Source organism: Formosa undariae, assembly GCF_042427615.1.
Taxonomy (GTDB): Bacteria; Bacteroidota; Bacteroidia; order Flavobacteriales; family Flavobacteriaceae; genus Formosa; species Formosa undariae.
Window position 1 is genome coordinate 25,881 of sequence record NZ_JBHMEZ010000009.1, and the last position, 23,127, is coordinate 49,007.

The 23,127-nt window shown below is 33.2% G+C and carries 19 protein-coding genes; 8 read left to right on the plus strand and 11 right to left on the minus strand.

Features of this window, described 5'->3' with window-relative positions:
* Positions 1 to 197 precede the first annotated feature (197 nt).
* The 7 genes from ACFFVB_RS08345 (at position 198) to ACFFVB_RS08375 (ending at position 6,785) form a co-directional block, all read left to right on the plus strand.
* On the plus strand, positions 198 to 2,600 hold the full coding sequence (locus ACFFVB_RS08345; protein WP_382382269.1) for a TraG family conjugative transposon ATPase: 2,403 nt from the start codon (positions 198 to 200) through the stop codon (positions 2,598 to 2,600).
* A gap of 4 nt (positions 2,601 to 2,604) precedes the next feature.
* Positions 2,605 to 3,177: a conjugal transfer protein gene (locus tag ACFFVB_RS08350; protein WP_382382270.1), complete on the plus strand. Its 573-nt coding sequence runs from the start codon at positions 2,605 to 2,607 to the stop codon at positions 3,175 to 3,177.
* Between the two features lie 2 nt (positions 3,178 to 3,179).
* Positions 3,180 to 4,019, plus strand: a complete 840-nt coding sequence (locus ACFFVB_RS08355) for a hypothetical protein (RefSeq protein WP_382382271.1) — start codon at positions 3,180 to 3,182, stop codon at positions 4,017 to 4,019.
* Between the two features lie 11 nt (positions 4,020 to 4,030).
* Entirely contained in the window at positions 4,031 to 4,654 is a 624-nt protein-coding gene (locus ACFFVB_RS08360) for a conjugal transfer protein TraK (RefSeq protein WP_382382272.1), read from the plus strand.
* Positions 4,635 to 5,564, plus strand: a complete 930-nt coding sequence (gene traM, locus ACFFVB_RS08365; protein ID WP_382382273.1) for a conjugative transposon protein TraM — start codon at positions 4,635 to 4,637, stop codon at positions 5,562 to 5,564. Before ACFFVB_RS08360 ends, traM begins: the two co-directional genes overlap by 20 nt.
* Positions 5,561 to 6,412: a DUF4138 domain-containing protein gene (locus ACFFVB_RS08370; protein WP_382382274.1), complete on the plus strand. Its 852-nt coding sequence runs from the start codon at positions 5,561 to 5,563 to the stop codon at positions 6,410 to 6,412. Before traM ends, ACFFVB_RS08370 begins: the two co-directional genes overlap by 4 nt.
* 97 nt (positions 6,413 to 6,509) lie before the next feature.
* Entirely contained in the window at positions 6,510 to 6,785 is a 276-nt protein-coding gene (locus tag ACFFVB_RS08375; RefSeq protein WP_382382275.1) for a hypothetical protein, read from the plus strand.
* A 588-nt stretch (positions 6,786 to 7,373) separates the two neighbouring features.
* Here the strand turns inward: ACFFVB_RS08375 and ACFFVB_RS08380 are convergent.
* The 10 genes from ACFFVB_RS08380 to ACFFVB_RS08425 all read right to left on the minus strand — a co-directional run bounded on the left by ACFFVB_RS08380 (position 7,374) and on the right by ACFFVB_RS08425 (position 21,679).
* Entirely contained in the window at positions 7,374 to 9,137 is a 1,764-nt protein-coding gene (locus ACFFVB_RS08380) for an efflux RND transporter periplasmic adaptor subunit (protein WP_382382276.1), read from the minus strand.
* Positions 9,127 to 9,609: a DUF305 domain-containing protein gene (locus ACFFVB_RS08385; protein WP_382382277.1), complete on the minus strand. Its 483-nt coding sequence runs from the start codon at positions 9,607 to 9,609 to the stop codon at positions 9,127 to 9,129. Before ACFFVB_RS08385 ends, ACFFVB_RS08380 begins: the two co-directional genes overlap by 11 nt.
* 18 nt (positions 9,610 to 9,627) lie before the next feature.
* Entirely contained in the window at positions 9,628 to 12,129 is a 2,502-nt protein-coding gene (locus ACFFVB_RS08390) for a heavy metal translocating P-type ATPase (RefSeq protein ID WP_382382278.1), read from the minus strand.
* 9 nt (positions 12,130 to 12,138) lie between these two features.
* Positions 12,139 to 12,597 (minus strand): heme-binding domain-containing protein, encoded by a 459-nt coding sequence (locus tag ACFFVB_RS08395; protein ID WP_382382279.1) that lies wholly within the window; start codon positions 12,595 to 12,597, stop codon positions 12,139 to 12,141.
* Positions 12,598 to 13,206 (minus strand): DUF3347 domain-containing protein, encoded by a 609-nt coding sequence (locus tag ACFFVB_RS08400; RefSeq protein ID WP_382382280.1) that lies wholly within the window; start codon positions 13,204 to 13,206, stop codon positions 12,598 to 12,600.
* 36 nt (positions 13,207 to 13,242) lie between these two features.
* Positions 13,243 to 15,564 (minus strand): multicopper oxidase domain-containing protein, encoded by a 2,322-nt coding sequence (locus ACFFVB_RS08405; protein ID WP_382382281.1) that lies wholly within the window; start codon positions 15,562 to 15,564, stop codon positions 13,243 to 13,245.
* 3 nt (positions 15,565 to 15,567) lie between these two features.
* The gene (locus tag ACFFVB_RS08410; protein ID WP_382382282.1) at positions 15,568 to 16,785 is read right to left on the minus strand and encodes a TolC family protein; all 1,218 of its coding nucleotides are present in this window, start codon (positions 16,783 to 16,785) and stop codon (positions 15,568 to 15,570) included.
* Entirely contained in the window at positions 16,782 to 20,510 is a 3,729-nt protein-coding gene (locus tag ACFFVB_RS08415; RefSeq protein ID WP_382382283.1) for an efflux RND transporter permease subunit, read from the minus strand. The genes ACFFVB_RS08410 and ACFFVB_RS08415 overlap by 4 nt, the downstream gene beginning before the upstream one ends.
* 110 nt (positions 20,511 to 20,620) lie before the next feature.
* The gene (locus tag ACFFVB_RS08420) at positions 20,621 to 21,034 is read right to left on the minus strand and encodes an HYC_CC_PP family protein (RefSeq protein ID WP_446685092.1); all 414 of its coding nucleotides are present in this window, start codon (positions 21,032 to 21,034) and stop codon (positions 20,621 to 20,623) included.
* Positions 21,035 to 21,127: 93 nt separating this feature from the next.
* Positions 21,128 to 21,679: an SOS response-associated peptidase gene (locus tag ACFFVB_RS08425; protein WP_382382285.1), complete on the minus strand. Its 552-nt coding sequence runs from the start codon at positions 21,677 to 21,679 to the stop codon at positions 21,128 to 21,130.
* 159 nt (positions 21,680 to 21,838) lie between these two features.
* Here ACFFVB_RS08425 and ACFFVB_RS08430 point away from each other — a divergent pair, with 159 nt between their 5' ends.
* Positions 21,839 to 22,717, plus strand: a complete 879-nt coding sequence (locus ACFFVB_RS08430) for an IS982 family transposase (protein WP_382382302.1) — start codon at positions 21,839 to 21,841, stop codon at positions 22,715 to 22,717.
* 79 nt (positions 22,718 to 22,796) lie between these two features.
* On the opposite strand, the gene ACFFVB_RS08435 is transcribed toward ACFFVB_RS08430, so the two are convergent.
* The gene (locus ACFFVB_RS08435; RefSeq protein ID WP_382382286.1) at positions 22,797 to 23,117 is read right to left on the minus strand and encodes a hypothetical protein; all 321 of its coding nucleotides are present in this window, start codon (positions 23,115 to 23,117) and stop codon (positions 22,797 to 22,799) included.
* Between the last annotated feature and the right edge of the window lie 10 nt (positions 23,118 to 23,127).

Genomic DNA, 23,127 nt, shown 5'->3' on the forward strand with positions numbered 1-23,127 from the left:
GTTAATGATTGTCTCTATAGTAGGTTCCTTACTTATCATCATTTTCTCTTTGAGTTTCAAAATGATTATAGGCGTTCTCATTTTTAATGGGTCACTTTATATCCTCTTAACCCGAATAAGTACTAATCCAAACTTATTTCAATTCTCAAAACCTTTTCCTAAAATTATTAGTAACAAAAGAAATTTCGACTTCGATTATGAATAAGATTAACCTTTCAGCGTTTCATCCCATATCCGATATTCAGGATAACATCATTCTTGCCAATAATGGCAATGTGATCTTTTGTTTTGAGGGTTCTCTTCCTGAAATTTATTCGCTTTCAGAAAAGGATTTTGAAGATATGCACGGCACCTGGTTTCAAGCCTTTAAATCATTGCCTATTGGAACAGTTATTCACAAACAAGATGTCTATTTAAAAAAGACTTATACAGCTAGTCAACTGCCTAATAATACGTTCCTAGAAAAAGCAACTCATAATCATTTTAAAGGTCGAGAACATTTAGACCATAGAAGTTATTTGTTTTTTGTCTTAACCAAAAACAAAGCTTTAAATAACCCAAAATACGTCAATCCGTTTCGAAGTGTTTCAAAACATACAATACCTGAATTAGATGAAAAGATAAAAAGTTTTGGGAATGCTGTTAGAGATGCTATTTCCTTTATAAATAACAATCGAAAAACAATCTATCACCCACTATATCTTCAAGACATTCAAAATTTCACGACTGAATATTTTAATGGTTTTAATGAAGGGTTTGACACCGATATTTTACTAGATAAAAAAAACATCCATATAGGCGAAAATTATTTTGATGTCCTTGCCATCAATAGCGAACTGTGCTTTGGCGAAAGTGTACAAAGTAGCAAAACCAATGAGAAATTCACTTCTGACGATTTTGTATTTCATCAAGGGTTTGTTGATGGTATAGGACTTACGCTAAATGAAAATCATATTGTAAACCAAATCCTTTACTTAGATGATAAACAAAAATGGCGTAAGCTACTTGACAAGAAGGTTGAAGAACTTAACAAAAGTTCAAATTTCGGATCTCAAAATAAAGTTATACTTGGCAAAATTGAGCACATACTCGCACAGATTAATGCAGATGACAATTCACGTATTATCCGAGGTCATTTTAATGTTATGTATTGGCATAAAAAAGTATCTGAGTTAGAGAAAATAACCTCTAAAATTAAAACAGAGTTTAAGGAACTAGATATCACACCCTATTATCCACGTGGCGAAGAACGTAAAAATTATATTTTGAATAGTTTCTGCTGCTTCTCCTCTAATTTTTCGAATGCAGATGTATATGTTACAGATTTAAAACACGCTTTGTGTTTATTTATTAATAACACCAATTATAAATCAGATAAAACGGGCATCATCTTTAACGATCGGGAACACAATATCCCTGTTTTAAAAGATGTTTGGGATGAAGACAAAAAAAGGATTAAAGCACGAAATTTTGCCATTTTCGCTCCTACTGGAGAAGGAAAATCCTTTCTAGCTAATAATATTTTACGTCAATATTTTGAAAGTGGTGTACGATTAGTCATCATAGATTTAGGTGGTTCTTATACAAAATTCGCTAAGCTGTATCCTGAGAAATACACCGTCCTTCGTTACGAAAGCGGTAAAAACCTTGGTATTAATCCCTTTTATATTAGTAGCGAGAACGACCTCACACCGGAACGCCTTGAGGATTTATCTGTGTTTTTATTTGAACTATTTGCTTCAGATTTAAAAGTTACTAAAGCACAATCTGTATCTATTAAAAAGATTTTACGTCATTATTATGATAGCACCCTAGACAATCACTCCCTAGATGATTTTTATAGCTTTATAGAAGGGCATCAAAAAGACCTTTTGAATACCCTAAAAATCCATCCCGACTACTTCAACATTACTAACTTTTTACACATAATGTCTGAATATGTCGGAGATGGTCTATATAGTTTTCTATTTGAGCTTAGTGAAGACCAAACCTATAAAATTGAAGATAAGCGATTAATCGTTTTTGAACTGGATGAAGTCAAGGATAATAAGGAAATTTTATCCGTGATGCTTAAGCTTATCAAATCAGCGATACAACGCACCATTTGGAAAAATCGTGCAGAAAAAGGCATCATTCTATTTGATGAATTTGCCAAACAACTAAAATTTGAGAATGTACTAGAAAGCGTAGAATTCTATTATCAAGCCATCCGAAAACAAAATGGTGCTATTGGTATTATTCTTCAATCCATAAATCAGCTCCCGAACAATTCAACTTCGGCTAGTATCCTAGAAAACACTCAAGTTATTTATAGCCTAAATAATGAAAAAGGCTATGACGAATTAGTTAAAAGACTGTACTTATCAAGTCACGATTTAAATCAACTAAAATCCATTAAAAACAATCTTTCTGGTGCTCGAAAATATACCGAGATGTTTATTAAAATTGGGAAAGAAAGTAACATTTTCAGATTAGAAGTTCCCAAAGAAGTTTACGCAGCCTACCTAACCGATGGTAAAGAAAATGAAGAAATCATGATGCTTTATGAGCAAACTCATGATATGCAAAAAGCCATCAAAGCATTCACCTCTAAAACCTAAAATTATGAAAACTCTAAAATTTTTTATTCTAGCCCTACCCTTTTTTTTCTGTTTCCAAATGAAAGCTCAAGGTATGCCTACTTACGACAATACCAATTTTGTAAGTCTTATAAAACAGCTTATAGAATCTGGAAAACAAACGGCAAACATTATAAAGACAGTCGAGTTTCTAAAAACCCAAAAAGAGAACATCGAGAAGGTAAACGATGTGGTTAAACAATTAAAAGCTGTACGTGAAATTGGACAAAATAACCAGCGCCTTATTTCTGTTCTTCAAGGCGATCTCAAGGAAATTTTGGATAGTCCTTATATAAAGCCTGAGGAAGTTGCACGAGTCTCTAATTCATTTACTGCTATAGTAGAAAACTCTCTAGACGTTATGGACTTTATAGATGAAATTTTGTCTAGTGATTACCTAAAGATGAGTGATGCCGAACGGACCGAAATTCTAAATCAAAAAGAAGAAGAGTCCAAAGAAATGGTTGCCAGTGTGAGTACCAAAACACGGCGATACCAGGATATTATTTCATTTAGAAAAATGCAGGATAAAATCAATAATCGTGAAACACAGTATTAAAAATGGCAACGATACTATTAGGAATTGGATTAGAATATATCGACTCGGTGTTTCAGACCATACAAGGCAGTAGTTTCTCGCAATACACCATTGCCGGAATGAAAACACTTGCTGTCATGTTTTTTCTAGTTAATATTTTGGATAAATATAACGAAGGCGTCGCAAATAAAGAGGGGTATACCTGGGGATTAAGTCCTGGAGATTTAATGAAAAATTTTGCGATAGTACTTCTAGCTATTTTTTCAACTCAACTGCTAGGCTTTTTTGATAGCATACTTGTTGCCATAGAAGGACAATATCGTGGCACAGCTCCTGCCCTATTACCTTTACAAATGCAAGACCTTCCTATTGAAGAGGATATTGATTTGTTTGATGTTGCTAAAAATGCGATGACCTTACTTTATGAAGCCTTAGTAACTCCTTTGTATGGCTTCAAGATTTTAGCTTTTATTACAAGCCTATTTCTTTGGATTTTAGATCTATTTATTTATCCATTATTCTTAGCTGAACGTTATTTTTTATTAGGAATAATGCAAGCCTTTTTTCCGCTAGTGATTAGTTTATCGGTATTCAAAGAATTTCGTTCGCTAGCATTTACATTTTTCAAATTGTATGCCGCTGTGTATATGCTTGTTCCTGCCTTTTTCCTTGTCAATGTTTTTATAAATGCCATTTACACTGAAATCAATGCTAATTTTTGGACGAATCTTTTTGGAACAGATTTCGGACAAGGCTTATTTGCTCCAGTAGTTCAACTGGGTTCTGTAGGCTTCATCGTATTTCTGAAATTTAAATTATACAGACGCGCAACCTCCTTCACCCTTAGATTATTTACCAACTAATTCAAGCTAAAATGCAAACACCATATAAAAATATTTATACCATTTTAAAACTAAACAGACTTATTGTTTTAGCCGTAATTATATGCGCATTTCTAACCTGCACATTTTCTGTTTGGATAGCATTTACCACCAATAAAAAAGCACTTAATAGCGCCTTTGCTATTAATACCGATGGTAGTATTATACCTCTGAAACTCGTTACACAAAAGGAAAATTTCAAGATTGAAGCTTTAGCACATTTAGATTTATTTCACAACTACTTCTATAATATCGATGCCAGTAATTATGAACGTAATTTAGAAAAAGCACTTTGGTTAGGAAACAGTACGGTAGACAATTTATACCGCCAAAAGAAAGCAGATGGTGTGTATAATCGCCTATTACAATATTCACTAGTGCAGAAGGTTTTAAGTATCAATTCTAATATTATTGAAACTAATGGCGCTTACAGTTTTACAACAACTACCATCTTTGAAATTAATAGAGGGTCTATAATTGACACCTACGAACTAATATCCACGGGTAATCTTATGGTCGTGAATAGAAATTTTCCGAACAACCCACATGGACTACTCATAACAGATTATTTTGAAAACACCCTTAAAAAACTAAATGATGAAAATAGAAAAAAATAAAATCGTTTTTGCCACGGTTTTGGCCGTAATCGTCATCTTCCTCATATCATATGGTGTCATGATTATGGGAGAAGACGACAATGAAACTAAAAGTCTTCAGCAAACCGAAGTACCCGAATTAGACGCAAATCAAAAAGAATATAATTCTAAGTTAGACGCTATTAACGATCTTAAAGAAGTTCGCGAAACTAATGCACCAAGTATTTACGATGAAAAATTAATAGATTCCCTCGGCTTTTTTGACCCTGAATTACCAGATCGAGAGAAAGAACGTATTGTAGATAGTATTTATGCTTCCAAGAAAATTAAATATTCTGAAGTAAGCTATCAAAATTTGGGTAAGAAGCGCATCGAGCCAAAAATAGTTCAGGTTGTAGATTCCATAGATATTAAAAAGAACCAACAGATTGCAGCCAAGGAACTCGGTTTAGAACATCAATTATTTTTTGCTGCAGCTCCACAACAAAACAGCAATTATATAACAGCAAATACAGATGCTAGCATCTTTGTTGTTGTAGATGGCAACCAAGTGGTTAAAACCAACAGCAGATTACGTATGCGATTAACTAAAGCTGCCTTAATCAACAATAAACTTATGCCTAAAAACATGCTTGTCTTCGGATTTATAAGTTTCCAAACCAATCGCGCTTTAATTGAAATAAAGACTATTAATCATCACCAAACGCAGCTCAAAGCTTTCGATGTTCAAGACGGCAATGAAGGTATTTATATCGAAAACAATTTCAGAAGCGAAATCTCTACTGAAGTTTTAGACGATGTTTTGGGAGATTTCAATATTCCTAGTGTACCTCAAGTTGGAGGCATTACAAAATTGCTGAAACGTAAAAACAGAAATATAAAGGTGACTGTTTTAAACAATTACAAACTCATTCTAAAACCGACGCTATGAAACCATTTATATCCATATCATCCCTCCTGTTTTCACTTAGTTCTGTAACCACATTTGCGCAAGGTACTATTCACAAAAACATTGCAGTAGATACCATTTATGCCAACGATACTAAAAACGTGGCGCTCTTTTTTCCTGAGCCCATTCGTCAGGGCATAACAGGTGCAGATCATTTTATATTTACCTTCAATCGTGAAACCGAAAATCACTTAGGCTTGTTACAAGCCAAACCAGGAAAAGAAAGTAATCTACTGGTAATCAATAAAAACGGTTCAATTTTTTCGTATATTGTAAAGTACAAAAGAGAGTTATCTCAATTCAATTACTTTATTCCATTGTCTAATAGCATTGGAAATGAAAGACCTGAAACGCTTAATCCAAAACCTACTGATTCTGTTGAACCTAAAATTAATAGTAGAGATTATTACTATCAAAGATTCTGTGATTATTTACTAGAAAGACAACAGAATCTTGGTAAGATTAACAAACAGTATCAAGGGATTGAGCTAAGTGTAGATAACATCGTTTTTGATACTGAAGAATTGTATTTCGTCATTCAGATTAAAAATAAATCAAGCTTAGATTTCGATTTGAATTTTTTAAAACTTTCGGTTGAAACGCGACAAAAAGGAAAACAAAAATCTCTGCAACGTTTGTATTTCGAGCCTATTTACATTCAGAATATGCCGTCAAAAATTGCAAGACAGGAAACGACTAAACTCGTTTATGTGTTACCCAAGTTTTCATTATCTAATGACCGTAGGGCTATTTTAGAATTAAACGAGAAGAAAGGCGAACGCAATATAGAATTAAAAATATCGCACCGATTTATAAACCATCCAAATTGATAAAATTATGAAATATCTCATCTTTATTACTTCCGTTCTTTTGTTTTTGTCATGCTCCGAAACCAAAACTTATTCCCCTGCTAAAACTTCAGAAATAGTGGCCACAAGTTTTTTACACAACGACAAACCTACTCTTAAAAAACACACCACAGCTGTTGCCTATGCCAACCTTACAAGTATTCAGGAGATGTTTATAGAAGATAAAAATTCTGATATTAATTTTAAAGTTGTCGACCAAGCAATAGATGGTGAAATCGTGTGGATAAAATATACTATGCGCTCTGACTCTAAACCGGGCATTTTTAAATTAGTAAAAGAAGATAATCAATGGAAAGTAGATCATAATGGGCCTCGGGAGCGAGGCCCTTTTTAAATTTTTATAAAGACAACTAAAATATGCATTAAGGTCTTCTATAATAACGGTTAGTTTTGATAGACTGTAAAAAAAACAAAAAGCCTTATTTTTTAAAATAAGACTTTTTATTCGCTAACTTAAGAATAAGGAATCTATTTTTATAAAGCTCCCTATATTATAGTTGATTCATTTCCATATTATGGCCGTATTGACAACAACCTGACAAACCATTATAGGCTTCTTCACTTCCTACAACTTTTTGGGTGTCGTAATCTGAAGCAGAAATAGCCTTCTAAATTGACATTGCTTCTGTTTTGGTATCATCAAAAGAAACATCAATTTTCTTTTTTTTAACATCCCAATTTGTACTTGTAACTTCTACAATCTTCTTTACAGCCTTCTTTACAGCCTTCTCAATAGCACTTTTACAAAATACACAATCACCTGTTAATCAAAATTATAAACATGAAATTTACATTCCTAAGGACATTTCAGTAGTTGATATTTCTGTTTTTTTTAGTTTCAATTTTACAAGCTATATAACTTAATGTTGCTATTATAGCTACACTTAAAACTATTATTTTCATTCTTTAAAATTTGATTTTATTATTCTATAATTTGTTTTATTTCCCCACAGGTTAACATTTTACCTCCAAAATATGGATTGATTACCTTTTCTTCCCTACTCAACCAGTACGCACCATTGTTGTCATCTACCATCGGACAGAACTCTACAAAGACTTTTTCTTTGACACCAAATATCTGTATCGTGCTAATTAAATGAGATGAAAGATGCTTAAAATAATTTCGTTGTGATTCAATATTTGAGATATTTGAGATTGATGTGGCTGATGCTTTTATTTTTTTTTCTAATGACATCCATTGATTATGAGCCTCATTATCTTTTAAGAGCTTCATATCGACTTTAGACAAATTATCCAACAGCCTTATTGATTCTTCAGTAACGTTATCAGTATCATCTTTAATCAAACCATCTTTTAATTTTAAATAATCATTAAAAATGACTTTTAATTGATTTTGAAAGTTATCAGAAACTTTTATTCTCTCATTCTTATTATTCTTTGAAGGATTATTTTCCATACCAAGATGCCCTTCATGACCAGTCATAACTTTACCTCCCTCTTTATTCATCATTGATTTCTTACCTTGTAATTGAGCTGCTGCATCAACGGTAAATGTGCCATTTGTTACTATTTCATCATTAACTTGCAACCCTTCTAAAACCTCATAATTATTACCTATTTGATTACCTAATGTAATCTTCCGCATTTCAAAAACAGTTTGAGTAGGGTCTGTTTTTATATAAACAACTGAACGCTCTCCTGTCCATAATACTGCCGTAGTTGGAATGGTAATTGTTTGTTCTTTACTTAAAATCATACTTTTAATTGTTCCTTCAACAAACATTCCTGGCTTAAAAATTTTCTGTTTATTATCTAGTACTACTCTTAATTTCACAGTTCTAGTTTTGGCTTCTAGAATGGGATCTATAAAACTTACTTTTCCATTAAATGGCTTATTCGGGTAAGCATTAGTGATAATAGAAACATCTTGTCCTACTTTAAACAGGGAAATTTGATTTTCATACACATCAAAATTTGCCCACACCGTTGAAAGATTGGTTACCTTAAAAATAGGAGCTCCATCCATAATATGAGCACCTTCATTAACTACAATTTCAGATACAATCCCAGCGACGTGCGAATAAATTGTGAATTGTGAAATTACTTTACCAGATGATTCTATCTGTGATAATTGAGAATCATGAATTTTCCAATTCTTAAATTTATTACGAACCGATGCATATAAATTGGGTTGTGACTCTTTCATGCGATAAGCTGTAATTAATTCTTGTTGCGCACTAATTAATTCTGGTGAATAAATTTCGGCTACTGCTTGCCCCTTTTGAACTTGTTCTCCTAAGGATTTAATATATAACTTTTCTACACGACCATTAAAATGGGCTGGTTGTGTTCCTGTTTCATCTTCATTAATAACAATTTTCCCCGATAACTTAATAGCATTATCCTTCCTATTTTCATTACTTACTATGGTTGTTCGGATATTAGCTAACTCCATAGCATTTTCTGTAAGTTTGAATTGATTTGCTAATAAGCCATCACTCCCACTTTCTGCAGGGATTAAATCCATACCACATATTGGACAATCTCCAGCCTCTGTTTGCATAATCTGAGGATGCATTGAGCATGTCCAGAATTGACTTGTCTCTTTAGCAACATCATGGTTGTGTTCAGATTCTTTTGTAGATGAATTGCTAAAAATAAACCATCCTAACAATACTCCTGATGCTAACAATCCAATATAAATAACTATTTTATTATTTTTCATTTTCTAATCGTTTTATCATTGCTTTCATTTCTTCTATTTCTTTACGTTGTGCGTCAATAATATCATTTGCCAGTTTCTTGACTTCAGGGTCTTTAATATCTGCACGCTCACTTGTTAAGATGGCTATTGAATGATGAGGAATCATCCCTTTTAGCCAAAGTATATCCCCCACAATGGGTGCTTGCGCTCTAACTAATCCCAATGAACTAATAAAAAGCACTAGACTTCCAATAAGTATTGCCAAATTTTTTTTCTTGTTTTTATACATTTTCAACATGAATAAAAGCATGATAACTGCCATTGCGGAAATCCCTAAGCAAACCATGTAAAAGCGAGTTAAGCTAAAATACACATGGTCTATAGCATAAGTATTTAAGTACATCGTTATATACATGGCTATAAATGACAAACCTAACATTAAAAAAAAAGTTTTATAGTTTCCATTGTTTGAGTGTTGATTTGAATTTTCCATAATAATTTGATTTTATAGTTAAACTTTAATTGTTTTTAATCTTAATGCATTAGCTATAACTGAAACAGAGCTAAAACTCATGGCTAATGCTGCAATCATTGGTGATAATAAAATGCCGAAGAATGGGAATAAAACTCCTGCTGCTATAGGCACACCTAAAGTATTATAGATAAGAGCAAAAAACAGGTTCTGTTTAATGTTTTTCATTACAGCGTGACTTAGATTTTTCGCTTTTACTATACCATGTAAATCACCTTTAACCAAAGTAATCATAGCACTTTCAATAGCTACAGATGTCCCTGTACCCATGGCGATACCTATATCACTTTTAGCCAATGCTGGTGCATCATTGATACCATCGCCTGCCATGGCAACTACTTTTCCTTTTCCCTGTAGTATCTCTACTTCTTTAAGCTTATCCTCAGGTAACATACTGGCTTTAAAATCTGTTAAATTTAGTTCTGTTGCTACTGCTTGAGCTGTATCGTGATTATCGCCTGTTAACATAATCACTTCAATACCTTTATCTTGAAGTTCCTTAATGGCTTTTGCACTAGTTTCTTTAATTTTATCTCCTATTACTACATAGCCAGTAACCGTTTTATTTATTGATAAATAAGAAACTGTTTTACCTTGCTTTTGATAGTCTTTAGCTTTTTCCTCCATTTGCGAGGTTATCTTTGCACTGGCATAATCCATCATCTTAGGATTACCTAATGCTACTTTTTTATTATCAATAGTAGCTTCCACTCCTTTACCTGTAACAGCGCTAAAGTTTTCTGAATTTAATATTTCAGCATTTTGTTCTTTTCCATATTTAATAGTGGCTTCTGCTAATGGATGTTCGCTATTTTTATTTAATGAAATAATATATTTCAGAATGTCTTTTTCGGTTAAACCATCATCAAAAGAGCCTACTGTTTCAACGGTTGGTTTTCCTTCAGTGATTGTTCCTGTCTTATCAACAATTAGTGTAGTAACCTTATCCATTTTTTCAAGCGCTTCAGCATTTTTAATCAACACGCCACTTTGAGCACCTTTACCAACACCTACCATTACAGACATAGGTGTTGCTAAACCTAAAGCACACGGACAAGCTATTATCAAAACAGCAATAGCATTTACAAAGGCATAAACATAAACTGGTTCTGGTCCCCAAATTGCCCAAACCGTAAAAGTCAGTAAAGAGATAATGACCACAACAGGCACGAAATAACCTGATACTTTATCGGCTAAATTCTGAATTGGCGCACGACTTCTACTTGCATTGTTAACCATGTGAATGATTTGAGAGAGTAGTGTATCGCTTCCCACTTTTTCAGCTTTCATTAAAAAAGTCTGATTACCATTTATTGTTCCACTGCTTACTTTATCATTTATTGTTTTATTAACAGGAATTGGTTCTCCTGTAATCATAGACTCATCAATGGTTGTATCCCCTTCTGTTATAGATCCATCCACAGGGATTTTATCACCTGGTTTTACTTTTAGAATATCATTTAATTCAATAGCATCAATAGTTACTTCAACGTCTTCGCCATCTACTACTTTTATAGCCTTATTGGGTGCTAACTTTAATAATTCTTTTACTGCTGAATTGGTTTTACTATGTGCACGAGCTTCTAGAAGCTGTCCTAAAAGCACCAATGTTAATATGACGGTTGCTGCTTCAAAATAGACATGTACTGCTCCAGATTCCGTCTTGAACTGACTTGGAAAAATATCTGGAAAAAACATGCCAAAAACACTAAATAACCAAGCTACACCTGCACCTATTCCAATAAGCGTAAACATGTTGAGATTCCACGTTTTGATACTTTTATAGGCACGCTCAAAGAACATCCATGTTGCATAAAACACAACAGGAATGGATAAAGCAAACTGAATCCAATTCCAATATTTTTGCTCCATGATGTCATACAATGGATTATTGGACAGCATCTCACTCATTGCCATTAAAAAAATTGGTAATGTAAATGCTACTGCAATCTTAAATTTCTTTAATAACTTATTATAGGTTTTCTCTTCCTCTGAACTATCTGCTTCCATTGGTACTAAATCCATTCCACATTTAGGACAAGCACCTGCTTCATCTTTTATAACTTCTGGATGCATTGGACATGTCCATTGTTCAGATGAAGTTGTAGATCGATTTTGTTCTTCAACTAAATCCATTCCGCATACAGGACAATCGCCTGCTTTATCATAAGTTTTATCGCCTTCGCAATGCATAGGACAATAAAATGTACCTGTGCCTACACCTTTTAGTTGCCTTTCCTTTTTATCTTCGGAATGCTGATGATGTTCACCTTGTTTATGAATACTGTATTTCCCACCATTATTTTTTAAGGCTTCTTGAAATGTTTCTATAGGAATATGTGATTCCATTTCAATTGTTGCTTCTGCTTTTTCTAAATCTACAGATACTTTTGAAACACCTGCAACTTCTGAAAGTATTTTCTCTACATGACTACGGCAACCGTTGCAAGTCATTCCTTGTATGTGATATATATGTTTCATAATATTAAATTAATTAGAAATACTATCTTTTAACTTTTTCATATACGATATGATATCCTGCTTTTCTGTTCCAGAAAACACAGCTTCTTTATGAATAATGGTATATGAACTTAATGGCATTTTGTCACTTTCTATTTGCTTAATTATTGACCGAAGCTTACTTCCCTTTCTTCTATTTGACAAAGAATCCCATTCACTAAAATTAAGCTCAGTCTTACCTTCATCTATATGACTTTCTAGAAACCAAGCAACAGGTTGTATTTTATTATACCAAGGATAGTTAGTGTTATTACTATGACAATCATAACAAGATACTTGCAACTTACTTTTAATGTTATTTGGAACTTTATTAACTAACATAAAATCTGTTACAGGGACTATATCGCTTTGGTTGCGTTCTGTGGGAATAAATTGTATTCCCACGAAAGCAACTAATAAAACCATCATTATCTTTTTAACAGTTTTCATTTAGTTGATCTCTTTCTGTAATTTACCGCATTTTAGCATTTTACTTCCGTAATAAGGGTTACGTACTTCTTCGCTTTTACTTAACCAAGCACTACCTTTATCGTACATTGGGCAAAATTGCTCGTATAAAGTATTTACTGTTCCTGTAATAGCCACCATATCTGTAACATCTTTACTTAAAACTTTAAAATGTTCTCTTTGATGTGCCATTGGACTTTCTGAAATATGTTCTGCGTGTTCTACTGCATCTTCAATAATCTCTTTTAATTCTGTTTGTTCCTCCTTTGTATAATTAGAAACATCTAAATTTTCTAAACTTTTTCTCAATACTGCTCCAAATTCTTTTGCTTTTGCTTCATCATCAGATACTAAAGCATCTTTTAAATTGAAATAATCTTTAAGTATCATTTCGGCATTTTCGTCTTGATTGTTATTCACTGTCATTACTTTATTATCGCTATCGTGATGACCATCACTATTGTCGTGATTCATTTCTGTATTATGACCTTCATCATTGTTATGTTCTTTTTTAGCCTCTTTACAAGACATTACTGTTAATGTTAAAAATGTCATTGCTAAAATTCCTGTTATTACTTTTAAGTTTTTCATTGTTTTTTTATTTATGTAATTGTTTATGTTTATTGTTTAAAATCTTACTAATAGTCCGCCACCCCAACCATATCGGTTGTTATAGTTTCCTTGGATTGAAAAATTTCGTGACAGAATATAAGACGCTCCAACCAACCATTGGGTTTCACCTTCGTATGAGTTATTATTTTCTAAATCATTAACCCAACCAAAGTCTGCTCTGTATTCATATTCGCCCTCTAGGAAAAGTCTAGGAAAAAGTAATAGCTCCCTATCTATACGAATTCTAGGACGCAGTTGATGGTCCATACTCACATCTACATTAAATCTATAAGGTGTATAGTATTTAACACCAATTAATCCTACAGTATTAAACGAGTCATAAGAATTTGGTGTCGATGTTTCGGTGTTTACACCTGCATAAACACGCACCCAGTCATTTAGGTATCGATTATAATTTACTTCTGCTTCAATATTTTTGTTATAGTCCAATTCCGTTCGTAAACTAAATTCATTTCTAATGTTACTGGATATAAGGTTTAATTCTGTGAAATTTGAACCTACACGTGCCCTTCCCCAAGAATAATAATGATCTGTTTCATTGATGAGCTTTTGAACAGGATATGCTCCCATTCTTTCATCTCTTGGTGTGTCATAACTAAATACTCTTGCCATACCACCCATCATGTGATATAATACGTGACAATGAAAAAACCAATCTCCATATTCTTCATTATAGAATTCAATAATTACATTCTGCATTGGTGGTACATTCACAGTATGTTTTAATGGTGAGCGCTCTCCGTTTTCATTAATTACCCTAAAATAATGACCATGAAGATGCATTGGGTGGTGCATCATTGTTAAGTTGTTTAAGGTTATTCTTGTTACCTCTCCGCCTTTAATTTTAATTTTATCAGTTTCGGATAATGGCACACCATTTATACTCCATACATATCGTTGCATATTACCAGTTAGATTCAGTAAAACATCATTTACAGGTATGTCTGACTTATAAGTAGTATTTTCTTTTGCCTCTAAAAAATCATAGTTGAAATATGTTTTACGTGCATTATAATCAAACGAAGTACTATCTTTTTGCATCATAGACATGTCATGTTTCATAGGCATTGAGTCTGTGTTCATTTCCATCTTATCCTTATCATCCATCTTCATATCCATTTGGTCATTCATCTTAGCATCTTTCATCGACATCTTATTACTCATTTCCATATTCATTTTCATTCCATACTTTTCCTTTAAAACTTCAGGCGAATTTTTCTTTTGATTACCTACCATTGCAGGTGCTCCCATTTTCATATCCATTTTCGCCATTTGCTTCATCATGACTACTTTGTCTGGTCTATCTATTACAGTTGCTGGAAAAAGTTTACCTGTCCCCAAACGAATTGATGTGTTACCAGAGCCATCTTGTGCTGTTGCTATGACTTCTAATTTACCTTTAGGAATGGTAACAATTACATCATAGGTTTCTGCAATACCAAAGAGAAATCTACTTTTATTTACTGGTGTTACATCGACTCCATCACTTGAAACAATTATAGGATTTCCTGCTCCAAAATCCATCCAATAATAAGACGAAGCAGATGCATTAATAAATCGAAGTCTTACTTTTTCTCCAGATTTAAACTCTGGGTATTCTGCCACTTTTTTACCATTTGAAAGAAAAGCAGGATAATAAATATCTGCAATATCTGCACCTTCCATTCTATCACGCCAAAATTTAAATTGAGCTCCCAAGGCACCTTCTTTTATCACTCTACTTAGTGGTACCGCTGTTCCTTTCTTAACTTGATACCATTCGTTTCCTCGTTTAAGATTACGAAGCACATTCATTGGTTTTTCATTTGTCCAATCAGACAGTACTACGACTAAATCGGTATCATATTCCAGTGTTTTTTCTTTTGGATGAATAACTATTGAACCGTAAACTCCTTTCTGCTCTTGTAACATCGTATGAGAGTGATACCAATACGTACCAGATTGATTGACAGGTATTCTATATTGAAATGTTGTATTTGGTTTTATAGGTGGCGTAGTTAAATATGGAACACCATCATAAAAATTAGGAAGTATTAATCCATGCCAATGTACCGAGGTTTCTTCGTCCATTTTGTTGGTAACATTAATAATTGCAAGGTCTCCTTCATTAAATTCTAATGTGGGACCAGGTACACTTCCGTTTATCGTCATCCCCTTAGCAGTCACTCCTGCAAGCGTTAATTCATTTTCCTCTATAGTGAGGTTATACTCTTTTATAGTTCTTCCTTCCTCTTTTCTGTCATTTCCATTTGTCCCTACTTGGGCAAATGCAATTGATGTTAAGAATAAAAAAATAATTGTGTTAACTGTTTTCATTATTTACTGTATTAAATAGTTAATAATAGTATTTTGAACATAGTAGCTCTTAACTGATTCTATTTGGTTCATTTGAAACTTTAGCTGCAGTTCTTGTATATCTAATACATCATTAAAATCAATCGTTCCTGTTTCGTAACTTTTGATTAAAATTTCTTCTGCATCCATAGCTTGTTGTAGATTTTTGGTTTGAGTTACATAACTTATTCTTGCTGAAACTCTATCGGTTACAGCTCTACTTAAAAGTGTTTCTAAAGTATTTAACCGTTCTTGCTTTTGAACTGTAATTTCTTGCTGTTCCAACTCATTTTGCTTGGTTTGGGATTTATACTTTTTATTAAAAATTGGTATTGACAATGAAACCATAGGCATTAGAATATCTTTGCCGTTATCACTAAAATCCATATCTGGTCTCGGTTCTACATTAATATAATCTAAACCGAAACCTACCATTGGGCTACTTTCCTTTTGATTCAGTAATTCCGACTGCTCAACCGACTGATAAAGCTTATCATATTTCAATAGCTCGGGATGCAATGCTAAATCTTCTGAATTTATTTCAAATTCTTCTGATGGTATGTTTAATGAATCTACAAGAATAACAGGAACATCCTTTTGCCTATTCAAAAGCTTATTAAAATTAGTTTGTTCTGCTAAAAACTGTTGATTTAAAACATCTTTTAGTTGTTGCATTTCATTTTGACGCATTTGTAATCGAAACACATCTACAGCAGAAGCTTTACCTACCTCTAAAGAGGTTAGAGCGAATGTCTCATAGGTTTCAAGCAGTTTAATATTATTTATAAAAACCTCTTGCTTCTCTTTATTGGCATATAAATTATAATAAGATTGTGATACCGAGGTCATCAATTTTCGCTTAGCAATAACAATGTCTTCATACTTTGCATCTGCTAATGATTTGACATAATTCTCTCTCGACGTAATGGTTCCAAACCACGGTAACATTTGTTTAGCTGAAACTTTAAAACGTTGTGCTCCTGTTCTAGTCTCTGGTTCGCTAGCGAAATACCCCAAACCAAATTCAGTATTAGGTATTGCATTCACTTCATTCACTTTCTCTGAAGCAATGTTATATTGCAATTCAAATTTTTGAATTTCTGGACTATTATTTAATGCTTCATCAATAAGAGTTTCTAATTTTTGAGCATTAGAAATACTAAAAGTGAATAAACATAGTAGTGTATAAATTATTCTTTTCATTTGTTTGCTCTTTTCAATTTAAACTCTTCTCTCCAGCTATATAAAACAGGTACAATAAAGTAAGAGGTAATGTCTATAACCATTCCACCGAATATGGGAATTGCCATAGGTATCATAATATCGCTTCCTTTTCCCGTAGACGTTAGTACTGGTAAGAGTGCCAAAATAGTTGTAACGGTAGTCATTAAACACGGACGAATACGTTTCTCTGCTGCCATCAATGCGAACGTTCTAATACTCTTTTTATCAGAAGGTTTTTCTCGCTCAAATGTCTGTGTGAGGTATGTTGCCATAACGACACCGTCATCTGTAGCAATACCAAATAATGCAATAAAACCGACCCAAACCGCCACACTTAAGTTGATTGTTTTCATATTAAAAAGGTCTCGCATATTTTCACCAAACAAACTGAAATTAAAAAACCAATCTTGCCCGTACAGCCATATCATAATAAAACCTCCAGCAAATGCCACAGCTATGCCGGTAAAAACCATAAGTGATGTAGAAACGGATTTAAATTGAAAATAAAGAATTAAGAAAATAATGGTAAGTGCCAACGGGACTACTATAGATAATGTTTTTTCCGCTCGTAACTGATTTTCATAAGTTCCAGTGAATTTATAGCTAATCCCCTTAGGAACAATCAATTCTCCGGACTCTATTTTCTTTTGAAACAATGCTTGTGCATTTTCAACAACATCAACTTCTGCAAATCCATCTAATTTATCAAACAGTACATAACCGACTAAAAAAGTATCCTCACTTTTAATTACCTGAGGACCTTGCTCATACCGAATCGTAGCTAATTCACTTAAAGGAACAGGATTACCTTTCTCTACAGGTATGTATATACCTTTTATATCCTCTGGATTTCCACGTAATTCTCGAGGATATCGAACTCGAATAGCATAGCGCTCTCTACCTTCAACCGTTTGAGTTAATGCCATTCCTCCTATTGCAACCTTTAACACCCCTTGTACATCTTCTATTGATATACCATAACGTGCTATTTTTTCTCTATCAATGTCTATTAGTAGATAAGGTTTACCAACAATTCTATCTGCAAAAACAGCCTCTACCTTAACACCTTCCGCTTGCTTTAAAAGAGTTTCTAGTTGCAAACCAAACGCTTCAATTTGTTTCAAATCTTGCCCTTTTACTTTTATTCCCATTGGTGCACGCATTCCTGTTTGAAGCATTACCAATCTAGTTTCTATGGGCTGTAGTTTTGGAGCAGAAGTAACTCCTGGTAATTTGGTTACCTTTACGATTTCGTTCCAAATATCATTTGGACTATTAATTTTCGGACGCCAATTACGGTAAAATTCACCATCGTTATCTTCGACAAGTTGAGTATGATTAACTTTGGTAAAAACAGTATTATCGGAATTATTTGGATTAGAAATAAATGTACTATCCTTCAGCTCAAAAGCACCATGCTCATTTACTTTGTAACGTTGTCTTTTCCCTTTAGAATTACGCATGTATTCAGATTTATACTGAATCATGTTTTCATACATCGATAAAGGTGCTGGGTCCAGAGCAGAGTCAGTCCTACCTGCTTTTCCTACTACGGTTTCAATTTCAGGTATTGTAGCCACAGCCATATCTAGTTGCTGAAGTACACGTTTATTTTCTTCAACACCAGAATGAGGCAAAGAGGTTGGCATTAATAGAAAAGAGCCTTCATTTAAAGATGGCATAAATTCTTTTCCTGTATTATTCATAATCCACCCTCCAGAAAATAGTACAGTTGCAGGAATCATTAAAAACAATAGTTTGTTTCCTAAAGCCCATTTTAAAATTTGACCATAATATCTTCTAAAAATTGAAAATATTCCTAAAATTCCGAAGCAAATAATTGCTACAAAAATCAAGTTTACTATAATACTTCTGTCGAATCCCAATGGCCTCCAATACTCGGCAAGTAATAATATTATTGCAGCACAAGAGATTACAATATTAATGAGATTGCTATTCTTCTTGTTTAGTTTACCTAACACTCCAAGTAAACCAGTAACACCAAAACCTATTAAAATAATTCCTAACCAATATCCAACAACCATAATTGCAATCCCAGCAACTATTAAAGCACCATTAATAATATTTTTAAATGAACTTTTTAGTGATGTTTTTCTGAATAAATAAGCTGCAAATGGAGGAATTAAAAATAAGGCAATAACCAAAGATGCTGATAAAGCCATCGTTTTTGTAAATGCTAATGGTCTAAACAATTTTCCTTCTGCACCAATCATTGTAAAAACGGGAACAAAACTTATGATTGTGGTTAATACTGCAGTTAAAATCGCTCCAGAAACTTCGGCCGTTGCATTATAAACCACTTCATTAGTTGTTAACTCTGTACCATCTTCTCGTAACCGTAATTTATCATCATCCAGATGACGAATCATATTTTCTGCGAGAATGACACCTACATCTACCATAGTCCCAATAGCAATAGCAATACCAGAAAGAGCTACAATATTCGCATCTACGTCAAATAGTTTCATGGCAACAAACACCATTAATACGGCGACTGGTAATAATCCAGAAATTAAAATAGAAGCTCTTAGATTATAAACCATAACAATAATAACCAAAATGGTAATTAATATCTCTAATGTCAATGCCTCATTTAGCGTATCTAAGGTTTCAACAATAAGTTCTGTACGATCATAAAAAGGAACAATTGTTAATTGAGATGTTCGACCATCTGCTAATACTTTTGTTGGTAATCCCCCCTTAAGTTCCTCAATTTGAGCTTTGACATTGTTAATGACTTCCATCGGATTAGCACCATAGCGTGCAACTATAACTCCACCAACAACTTCTGCTCCTTCTTTATCCAATAAACCTCTTCGTGTTGCTGGACCTAGGGATACTTTACCTATATCTTTAATTTTAATTGAAGTAAAATCTTCAGAAGTGACTACAGCATTTTCAATATCTTCAACAGATTTTACGTACCCCAAACCACGCACCAAATATTCAGCTTGATTTATTTCTAAAGTCTGGGCACCAATATCTTGATTGCTGCTTTTAACTGCGTTTACAACCTGTTTTAAACCAATATTATATTGACGCATTAGCTCTGGATTGACATCAACTTGATACTCTTGAACATAACCACCGATCGAAGCGACCTCAGAAACACCACTAGCAGAAGACAAGGCATACTTTACATAGTAATCCTGAATGCTACGAAGTTCTTGTAAATCCCAACCTCCAGTAACTTTTCCGTTTTCATCACGACCTTCGAGCGTGTACCAATATATTTGCCCTAAACCTGTAGCATCTGGTCCTAATGCAGGATTTACACCTTCAGGCAATAATCCACTTGGCAAAGAGTTTAGTTTTTCGAGAATGCGACTACGACTCCAATAGAATTCTATATCTTCTTCAAAAATGATATAGATGCTTGAAAACCCGAACATCGAAGAACTACGAATAGTTTTGACACCTGGAATCCCTAGTAAGGATGTGGTTAATGGATAAGTAATTTGGTCTTCAATATCTTGAGGCGAACGACCATCCCATTTTGTGAAGACAATTTGTTGGTTTTCACCAATATCAGGTATAGCATCAACTGCTACAGGATTACTAGGTAAAAACCCTGTATCCCAATTAAAAGGTGCGTTTACGGTTCCCAATCCAACAAAAAGGACTAATAACAGCACCGCAACGAGTTTATTCTCGATAAGAAATTTGATAGCTTTATTAAGCATATATTTAATAATTAAACAGTTAGACATTGATGTTAGAAAAACACCGGATGCAAGAAATCATCCTTATGACATTATGTAGCCATAGGATAAAATAGTCTATTGTTTAAAAATTAAATTAAATAAGTCTCGTCAATCTTGAAGATATCTTTTATGACGAGTGGAGACATGTACTCTTCGAAAGTAGATACATTTTTATCTAAACCTTCAAAAAGATTGATATAAGTGTAAATAAGTGAAGTGATAAATACTTGTTGTTCAAAAGAAATTTTATCAATCGAAAATTGTAATTCATCTTGACCATCTACAACCACTTGCTTTTCATCACAACAATTTTTTTTCGTAATAGAGCAACTATCAGAAGATGGTTTCTGCATTTCCATCCCACAGCCTTCTGCTTTTTGGAACATAGCAGTTTCAACCAGGATATCTCCGCAATAATGCATATTAAGGCTAAATGACATTGTAGATAATAACACTACAAAAGCCATTAACATGGACATTATTTTATGGAATACTTTCTTCATACGAATTACAAATCTACAAATTTATATCAAATAATATTTTATTTCTCAACTTTATATTTCTAAATCCGATTTAATAGTTGTAATCAAACCACATTAAATATAACCAATTATGTCGTCTCTGCATCTACAAATACAGCTTTCTAGATTATAAATAAACCTATCGATTCTAAGAACATAAAATGTGAGTTGAAAGACACCTACTACAGAATATAATCCCGCTAGCGCTAAAGGAGATTCATCTTCATTTTTAAAGAAATACGGATACTTTTTACCTTTATATTCATGAGGTTCATAGAAACCAGACACCGGAATTACACAGCGCTTTTCCATAATGGAGTGTTTATAAATAAAATGCTCAAACGCCTTTTCTGACCTTGCGTTTAAACCACCTCCAAATTTTAAAGACTCATTGTAATACCCCGTAATCTCGTCTTTACTTGTACCTTCGGGTACGATTCCCCAAACCCCTGGCGCTAAAACTTCAGACTTTTGTTGTGGGATAACTAGCATATTAGGATGTGTAAAACCGTTTAAGTGGTACTGAGGTATATCGAAATAATTCTCTAAGTTTACATTACTGATTTTTACCTTGAACTTTCGTTCTAAGGTTTTAACTTTTGCGGTTTGTGAGGTGTGGAAGCACATGTGTCTCGAGTTAAGGCATTAGTAAAGTTAGCTATTTTTGAATTTTTAAAAGGGTATTATTTGATAGGTATTATACCCGTTGTGCATTATGATTTAGAATAAAAAAGTTGTTCATCTTACTGATAATCAGTAATTTGTTTTAGCTATAAAACATTAATGATGAACAACTTAAATGCAAATTACGAAAGAATATTGGAAGTATTGAGAAAGATTTCAGAAGAACAACTTTTAGCTTATCAAAGACGACAGCCAAGACTTAGTGATTTAGAACTAATTTGTTTGAGCCTAACAGCTGAATTTATGGGAATCGATAGTGAAAACGACCTGTTTAGAAAACTTCCAAAAACAATAACAGCAAAAATAGAACGAAGTGTTTACAACAGAAGACGACGAAAATTAGCCAATAATCTCAATGATATTAGATTAAAATTAGCTTCTCATTTTAATGAGTTTGAAGATTGTTTTGTTGTAGATAGTATGCCATTGGAAGTTTGTAAACTATCCAGAAGTTCTCGTTCAAAGATCTGTAAAGAAGATACTTATGCGTTCCCGGACAAAGGTTATTGTGCTGCACAGAATTCTAATTATTATGGACATAAATTACATGCAATTTGTTCTGTAAATGGTGTTTTTCAGAGCATTGATTTAAGTCCTGCCTCAGTACACGATATCAATTATCTTAAAGACATTAAAATGCAAATAAGCGATTGTACATTAATTGGTGACAGAGGTTATTTATCTGCGGAAATACAGCTCAATTTATTTGAATCCTGTAATATAACATTAAGCACGCCTATGAGAAATAATCAAAAGCAGTATAAGAAACAACCTTATGTATTTAGGAAAAAGAGGAAAAGAATAGAAACACTATTCTCGCAACTATGCGATCAGTTTATGATAAGACGTAATTATGCTAAATCGTTTCAAGGGTTTAAAACCAGAATACTATCCAAAATAACTGCCTTAACAACAATTCAATTCATCAATAAGTTTGTTTTCAATAGAAATATTAATAATATTAAAATTAGCATTATTTAAAATGCACAACAGGTATCAATAAGTATTAAAACACCATATAAAAAATTAGAGGTCAGTATATAAACACTTACCTTTAGGTCTAAGAAATATACATAATTAGCATCGTAGCCACAATTCCACTAAATACAATATGCGCCCCAACAAGCTGAACATAAAACGGAAATTTTGGAACTTGTGGCGGATTGCCGTGTAAAGAAAACATAAATTTCCAACCGATTACTCCAAATAAACCAGCAAAGAAACCAAACATTAAAGCATATAATAACTCCGAAATATTGGGTAATATTTCTCTAAAAAGTAAATAACCAAATAAGAACACAAAACCAATAGCAAAGTGTAAACACCATCCGATCCATATACCAAAGTCAGATTTACTTATAATATTAGCACGATTTACCAATTGTTTTAAT